Here is a 2364-nt window from a genome sequence, read left to right as displayed (position 1 = left end):
AGCAGACGTTCAGGGTTGTACGCGACGATATCACCAGCCCCATCGGCCCCAACGCCAACTACGGGACCGTCACCGTCGCGGCCGGAGCGACGCCCCTGGCGAGCTTTGAGCCCAGCAACCCGCTGCTGCAGGACTACTACCGCTACGGCGGCATCATCGACGTGCCGCTCAACTCGACCCAGACACAGTTGGTGCAGAGTACGCCGTTGTGCATCAGCGCCCCTGGGAACGCCCGCAATCCGGCGCTGTCGGCCCCCGAATGCGCGTACCGAGTCTACAGCGATCAGCGCAACACCTACCTAGACCCCGACAGCACCGGCGTGCAGATCACCTTGCAAGTCCGTTACCTGGGAGCGCCGGTACAGGAGGATACGCCGATCAGCATTGACGCCTCGGCCACCGCCGTCTATCAAGCCAACCGCTACTGGGACTTCCTGGAGCTTCCGAACTCGGTAACGGTAGCAGCCGGTCAACCTTCGGTGAGTTTCAACGTCGCCCCCGTCGCCGGTTCCAATACCCAGGCCGGCTTCACCACACTGACCTACACCATCGACGACAACCCCCTGACCCAGAGCTTCAGCAACTTCCGCAAATACGCCTGGAGCGACTTCGGCGTTCCAACAGGCAGCATCGTCACCTGGGAACAGGCGTTTCAAAACGTCCTGCGCTTTCATTACCTGGCCTTCCCCGCCATGTCGCGCTACATCCAGCTCAATCAACCCGACGCGGTGATGGGTTACAAACAGGCGATCCTGGCCCGGATATCTCCCGAGTACCAGAACACCACCTTGTACATGTCCGTGGTGCGCTCGATGTCGCCGAGCCAACGCTCCCTGCTGACCGCCTATCTCAACGGCACGCCCTGGCAGCCTTGAACAAGGAGAAGACCATGCCCGTTGCTTTGCACATTCCCGCCCAGCCGGAACAGTTGCTGCGCTCAAGCAGCTTCATCGCCCAGGGCCTGCTCAATCCTCGCGGTGTCTGCGTGGAAAACGATGACAGCCTGCTGCTGGTGGAGGCCGGTTCAGGCCTGCCGGACCAAGCGTTCAGCGGTCGTATCAGCCGCCTGCGAGCAGCCCCTCGCGCCCCTGGCACCTACCTGCCACCCGAGGTTCTGGCCAAGGGTTTTCGCTCGATGAACATGCAGTCGCGGATGCTGCGCGACGAAATCATGGGGCTATCGGACATTGCCTTCGGTGGCGGGCTCTACCTCGCCAGCCAGACCGATTACGTCGCCGGCTCGAAGCTTCTGGACCTGCAATACAGTCCGCCCGAGCCACTGTTCCACAGCCGCGGCAACCTCAACTCGCTGTGCTATCACCCCTCGCGCCAGAGCTGGCTGGCGGTCAAGCCCGATACCAACCAGTTGGTGGAGCTCACCCAGGACGGGGAGCAGGTCCTGGCCCAACTGCCCGACCTGGACCAGGGCCAGGAAGCCGTGCCCGTAACCCTGATTCATGAGCCACAGACCGACGCGGTGCTGATCAGCCTGTTCTCTGGCGAACTGCACCGTGACCCGGCGCGAAAGGGCATCGACTTCGCCGACAAGGCGGGCCAGGTGATCCGGGTCTGGCCCGAGAGCGGCAGGATCGAGGTGCTGATTCGCGGGCTGCAACTGCCCACCGGGCTGGCGCTGGACCCGCAGGAGCGGATTCTGGTGCTGGAACTGTGCGACCGGTTGTTGCAGCCCTTGCAGCCCGACTGGTCCGGCGAAGTCTTGCACGGCGGCTTTGCCCGCTTCAGTGGACGCCTGCTGCGCTGCGACCTGCAGCAACGCAGTGTGCAGGTGCTAGCCAACAACCTGGATACGCCATCCAACCTGTGCTGCGTCGAGGGAGCGGTGTTGGTGAGCGAAGGCATGGGCCTCAGCGGACGGCCGATTCCCACGCCGGATCGTCAGGTGGTTGCACTGAGCGGTCGATTGCGACGAGTGCAACTTTGAACCCAGTCCCGACGCCTGAAAGGAAACAGTCCGGCATAAAAAAGGGGCCCTGTACGGGGCCCCTTTTTCAACGGTGCTGAGCGCTCGAGGGAGTGATCAGAACGGAATATCGTCATCAAAGCTGTCGAAATCCGGTGCCGGCTGCGGAGCGGCCTGCTGTGGCGCTGGACGCGACTCACGCTGTGGCTGCGGAGCAGGACGGGACTGTTGAGGACGCGGTGCCGAGTTGGACATGCCGCCCTGGCCTTGCTGGTCACCCTGAGGACGGCCACCCAGCAGTTGCATGGTGCCCTGCATGTCGACAATGATCTCGGTGGTGTAGCGCTTGATGCCGTCTTTTTCCCACTCGCGGGTCTGCAGTTTGCCCTCGATGTAGACCTGGGAACCCTTGCGCAGGTACTCACCCGCAATCTCCGCGACCT

The 2364-nt window shown here is 63.1% G+C and carries 2 protein-coding genes and 1 pseudogene; 2 read left to right on the top strand and 1 reads right to left on the bottom strand.

Going from position 1 to position 2364, the window contains the following annotated elements; translation table 11 throughout:
- Positions 1-875: pseudogene (locus BLX41_RS34645) on the top strand (hypothetical protein); the annotation flags it as partial.
- A gap of 14 nt (positions 876-889) precedes the next feature.
- A complete protein-coding gene (locus BLX41_RS07050) occupies positions 890-1942 on the top strand; it encodes a hypothetical protein (protein WP_123724307.1) in 1053 nt (350 codons plus the stop codon).
- Between the two features lie 96 nt (positions 1943-2038).
- On the opposite strand, the gene ssb is transcribed toward BLX41_RS07050, so the two are convergent.
- Positions 2039-2364, bottom strand: a 326-nt coding sequence (ssb, locus tag BLX41_RS33565) for a single-stranded DNA-binding protein (RefSeq protein ID WP_185073433.1), incomplete at its 5' end; no start/stop codon positions are given.

It is taken from the genome of Pseudomonas protegens (assembly GCF_003732485.1).
Taxonomy (GTDB): domain Bacteria; phylum Pseudomonadota; class Gammaproteobacteria; order Pseudomonadales; family Pseudomonadaceae; genus Aquipseudomonas; species Aquipseudomonas protegens_B.
This window is presented reverse-complemented; position numbering and strand designations above follow the sequence as displayed.

What these genes read in the sequence shown, in the direction of transcription:
- BLX41_RS07050 (WP_123724307.1), top strand. Translation starts at nt 890, where the DNA reads ATGCCCGTTGCTTTGCACATTCCCGCCCAGCCGGAACAGTTGCTGCGC.